At 64.2% G+C, this 4,670-nt stretch carries 5 protein-coding genes; 4 read left to right on the top strand and 1 reads right to left on the bottom strand.

All coding sequences use genetic code 11. From position 1 onward, the window contains the following. Positions 1 to 112: 112 nt before the first annotated feature. From ACIF9R_RS38040 to ACIF9R_RS38055, 4 genes are all read left to right on the top strand, one after another. Positions 113 to 418 carry a hypothetical protein gene (locus ACIF9R_RS38040; protein WP_399987671.1) on the top strand — a complete coding sequence of 102 codons (306 nt, stop codon included), beginning with the start codon at positions 113 to 115 and terminating at the stop codon, positions 416 to 418. A gap of 320 nt (positions 419 to 738) precedes the next feature. After that, entirely contained in the window at positions 739 to 1,410 is a 672-nt protein-coding gene (locus ACIF9R_RS38045; RefSeq protein WP_399987673.1) for a hypothetical protein, read from the top strand. Beyond that, positions 1,407 to 2,489 carry a hypothetical protein gene (locus tag ACIF9R_RS38050; protein WP_399987675.1) on the top strand — a complete coding sequence of 361 codons (1,083 nt, stop codon included), beginning with the start codon at positions 1,407 to 1,409 and terminating at the stop codon, positions 2,487 to 2,489. The genes ACIF9R_RS38045 and ACIF9R_RS38050 overlap by 4 nt, the downstream gene beginning before the upstream one ends. A 28-nt stretch (positions 2,490 to 2,517) precedes the next feature. Further along, positions 2,518 to 3,051, top strand: coding sequence for a hypothetical protein (locus ACIF9R_RS38055; RefSeq protein ID WP_399987677.1), 534 nt, complete (start codon positions 2,518 to 2,520; stop codon positions 3,049 to 3,051). Between the two features lie 180 nt (positions 3,052 to 3,231). On the opposite strand, the gene ACIF9R_RS38060 is transcribed toward ACIF9R_RS38055, so the two are convergent. Continuing rightward, the gene (locus ACIF9R_RS38060; protein ID WP_399987679.1) at positions 3,232 to 4,470 is read right to left on the bottom strand and encodes a mucin-2; all 1,239 of its coding nucleotides are present in this window, start codon (positions 4,468 to 4,470) and stop codon (positions 3,232 to 3,234) included. Positions 4,471 to 4,670 lie beyond the last annotated feature (200 nt).

Raw genomic sequence — 4,670 nt, forward strand, 5'->3', positions numbered from 1 at the left:
GCGGGTACTTCCTCGGTGCAGGCATCGTCTGGGCTCCTCTCGCAAAACCCATCTGACCCTCCGTCATCTGTTCCCGCATCTCGGGGGAACCTCACCTCCGAAACCGGAGGCGGTGACCGCGTACGAACGCATGACCCACGAGGGTGGCTGGCACGACGAGGCCGGCTGCCTCCTGATCGCGTCCGGTGCCGGCGGCGCGATCTGGGCAGCGACTTCGGACGCACCCCTGGGCTACGCGGCCCTTGTCCTCGTCCCGGCAGCCGTCGCCGTCTGGCTGGCGGGCAGCCGCCAGGGTGCCGAGAAGCAGCGACTGCGGACGGAGGCGGAGGCGTACGTCGCAGCGGTGGCAGCGGCACAGGCCACGGGCACGCAGGTACCCGAACTGTCACCCGCGTTGCGCGAACTGCTCGACCAGTGAGGCCCCGGTGCCCTGAGTCCCTGCTCCCGCGACGCCCCGCACACCATGCACCGCCGACCACCCAATGGTGTGAACCCCGTACGCGCCCACGCCCACGGACGGAAGGGTCATCCCTCGATGCCGTGAGCCCACCTGAAGACACGGTGAGATGAAGACCACAACCGCGTCGCCGACGGGGCGACTTTCCGCCATTACCACCATCGAGGCCGCTGGCAGCCTTCATCTCGGCCTATTCGCCACATAGTTCGCGGTGGCGAAACCGATAACCCCACCGATATCGTCACTGCACTGGAAACCTTTCGTCTCACGGGGAGCTCACTGTGAAGCGCCGCACTTTGCCCGTTGCTGTCGCGTTCGCCGCCGCCGCAACCTTGATGCTGACGGCCTGCGGAGGCGGAAACGACGACTCCGGCGACAACGACAAGATCACCGGCGCCGACCAGGGGACGGAGAAGCCGAGCAAGCCGGCGGAGCCCTCGGGAGCCCCGGCGGCGGACAAGCCGGACGGCGTGGACGTGTCCCTACCCACAGACATGAACCTCGTCTTCGACTGGGACAAGCCGAAGGACAAGAACGAGGCGGCCGCCATGGATGACGCCGCGAACTACATCCGCGCCATCTACCGGGGCGTCGACAAGCGCACGACTGAGGACGCGGCCTTGGTCGCCTACTCCACAGGCGATGGTTTGAAGTACGGGAGGACACAGATCGACGTCAGGCTCGAAGGGGACTGGACGGCAACCGGTACCCGGCGCCACTACCAGGCCACCACCCGGTCCGCGTCGAACAGCAACTCGGTGGAGGTCGCGTTCTGTGTGGACTCAAGCAAGTTCTACTCCAAAGAGGTCAAGACCGGAAAGGTCCTGAAGAGCACGCCCAGCGTCACGGACTTCGACTACTTCAAGATCATCATGGTCAAGCTCCCCACCGGAGACAGCCTGTGGCAGGCGTCCAAGGTCTACGTCGAGGCGAAGGCGGCGAAGTGCCAGTGAACAGGTCACGACGTACGGCCCTCAGCACTGGTACGGCTGCCCTGACGCTGGCCTTTGGCATCGCCCTCGTGAGACCTGCCCACGCTGAAGAGCGGCCTGGCAACACCCAGGGTTCCAACACAGAGCAATCGGGTGGAAGTGACGCCACCGGCATCTACGCCGCCGCCCGGATCACGTACTCCGGCTCCGTCGCCAAGAACGGCGGCACCGGCAACGTGACGTCCGCCGACGTCAACTGGGACCCGCCACCCTGCTGGTACGCCCCGTACCTCGGTGCCAAAGACTTCAAGAAGAAAATGTCCAAGGACATCGGCAGCCAGATGAGCGCGCCCGGCATGGGCGGCCACGCGGGCGCGGCACTCAGCGAGCTGCAGCGCCACTACGCGGACGAATACGGCTGGACCGACACCCCTGGCTACAAGGACTACAACGTCGAGAAGGACGGCGAGGGCATGTTCTGGGCCGCCGTCGAGAACCCCGACGAGCCCGACATCCTCAAACGGGGCTCCTGCAACGACCTCCCCTTCTGGGTCGACAACGGCGAAGCCCCGCCACCCCAGTACGAAGAGGCCATCACCCCGGAGATCCTCGCCGCCCTCGCCTACCAGCACATGCAACTGCCCGACACCAAGGTCAGCCTCGCCCCCGAGGAGACCACCAAGGTCAACCTGCCGACCTGGGCCTGGCTCGACAAGGCCGTCTTCGACGAGGTCCAGGCCACCGCGGCCATCAACGTCCCCGGTTTCGCCCTCCAGGCCACGACGACCGCCACCCCGGTCTCCCTCACACTGGAGCCCGGCACCAAGGACGCCCAGACGCATCCCACCTCCGGCGAGTGCACCATCAACGCCGACGACTCCATCGGCGAGCCCTACGCCAAGGGCAAGGTTGACCAGACCCCTCCCTGCGGAATCACCTACCTCCGCTCCTCCGGCAACGGGACCTTCAACCTCCAGGCCACCATCACCTGGGACATCGCCTGGGAAGGCACAGGCGGCGCCGGTGGCGACCTTCCCAACGGAGCGTTCGGCAACGACCAAGCCGTCACCGTCCAGGAGATTCAGTCCATTAACCGTTGAGCACAGCAGGCACGACTCAATGAGGAACATGCCCTACGTAGAGAAGACCCCGAAGACCTGGTCTGCGGTATGCATCACGATTTACCTGGCCGGCATGGCATACATGGGTATCGACACGATTCCCAACGAGATCGGCCTGTGGCTCGGTCTGTGCGCGCTGTTCCTCCTGCTCCTCCTAACCTGCCTCGCTGTTCCCCTCTCCAATTTCGTCTACCACCGCATCCGGATGGACGCGGAATCCCTCCGCGTCGGTCGCGAGCGCATCCCTCTCACGGCCATCGACCCGGCCTCCGTCCAGACGGCATCACAGTTGGCGCTTCCGACCACCCCCCAGCGGTACATCGCTTCGCTGAACGCGGTGGACGTGCCCCTGACCGGGCTGCGGGCCGTCGATCACGGTGATGCCCGTCTCATGGGCGGTGGTTGGAGCGTCCCCATGGGCATGGACAGTGTCGTGATCCGCACTCGCCAAGGAGAGCAACTTCGCATCGCGACCCGTGACCGCATGGCCTTGCTCACGGCGATGGCACTGGAACTGTCGGACTCGCGGCAACGACCCTGAGCAGGCGCCACACACCATGAGAAGGGCCGCCCGAGAAGACCACAGACGGAGCTGTGCAAGGCCGAGGAGATGCCATCGACCGGCCGACGCCTTTACTTCTACGGGAGACGGACGTGTTGGGCAGGAAGTCGCCAAACAGCGGTAGGTCGCACGTGACATACGCGGCGTTCGGCCCGAGAGTCAGTCGAAGGGATTGAGGACGCTCCCCAGCTTCTTGGCCCCGTCCGCCAACTTGTCGGCACCCTCGGAAATCTTGTTACCGGCCCAGGCTCCTGCATCGGCAACCTTACCGGGAAAATCCTTGAGTTTTTCTCTGTTTTGCCAAAGGGTGATGCCACCATATACAGCTCCGGTAACCACCGCCGCACCAATGGTCACCGGAGTGGGTGCCACCATGGCTACGGTGAGTGAGGCATTGAAGGCCACGCCGGACACCTTTGAGGCGTATCCCAGCTTGTCCCGTTTGAATGCCTCGACGGGGTTTCCTTCCTGAAAGACATCGAACGCACCGACACCCGTGGCGAGGGCGCTTCCGCCGATGCCGGCTGCCCGCCACCAGCCAGCAGTACGCAGCGCGGCGCCCGCACCGGACCTCAACGCCCCCAGTCGGCTCGCGCCGGCAGCCCGGGAGGCCGTACCGACGTTATTGCCGACCTTGAGTAGGTTGGCCTCCCAGGCGTACAGCCTTCCGCCATGGAGTTGAGCGAGCTTGTCCGAGCCTGTCAGGACATCGAGAACGACAGCGGGTGTGGTCCTGCCGATTTGTGCGCCCAAACTGGCTATCCGGGCTGGAATCAGGGACGGAGGCCGACCTTTGAGGATCTGCGCGAGCGTGGTTCCCGGCGCCTTTATGAAGGTACCGTTCTTGAACCGCTTGATCAGACTGAGCGTTCCCAGGGTCGCCATCGTGAAGGCCCCCGTGACTGTCGAGGCAAGGGCGGTAATCTCGATGTAGTCACCAACCACCTCACCGAGTTTCTCATCACCACTGACTTTGGCAACAGCTTCACCTGGAATGCGCTGCAGCCAGTCCTGGTACGTCTCACCGGGTTTGCGCTTGATCCAAGCAGCGTCAAACTTATCGCCACTCGCGATGGAGGCGTTGGCGATCAGCATGGCGTCCGGCGGAAGCGTCAGACCCTTGAGTTCCTCCGGCTTGAAACCCGCGTACAGAGCTGCGGCTTTGGGGTCACCTTCCTCGGACCTCAAGACGGCCGCACGCCGCCTCAGGTCGACGGCTGTGTCACTGGTCCAGGACTGCATGGGCTTCAGAACAGCAAGCTTGTCCCGGACTCCGAGCCGGGTTGCCCGGGTGAAAGCCTCGTCCAGCTTGTCCCCGAGATTGCCCCTGCCGTCTAACAGCTTCGCCAGGTGTTCCAGATCCGACGGGTTGGCCATGCGCTTGGAGCTATCGCTCATTTTTCCCCGTAATCGTCATGATGCGCTCCACCCGAGGACCACTACCGGAAGGCAAGGCCCCAGGAGGAACGCCGAATAGTGTCTGGATTCGGAGTACAACGGGCTTAGTACTCCAGCCGTAGATCGTGATCTTGCCGGTGGGGTCGGCTGAGAGACAGGTACAGCCACCGCTGATCATCGGTGTGTGAAGACTGAAGATC

Origin of the sequence: Streptomyces sp. NPDC086080 (genome assembly GCF_044540255.1) — a bacterium.
Classification (GTDB): domain Bacteria; phylum Actinomycetota; class Actinomycetes; order Streptomycetales; family Streptomycetaceae; genus Streptomyces.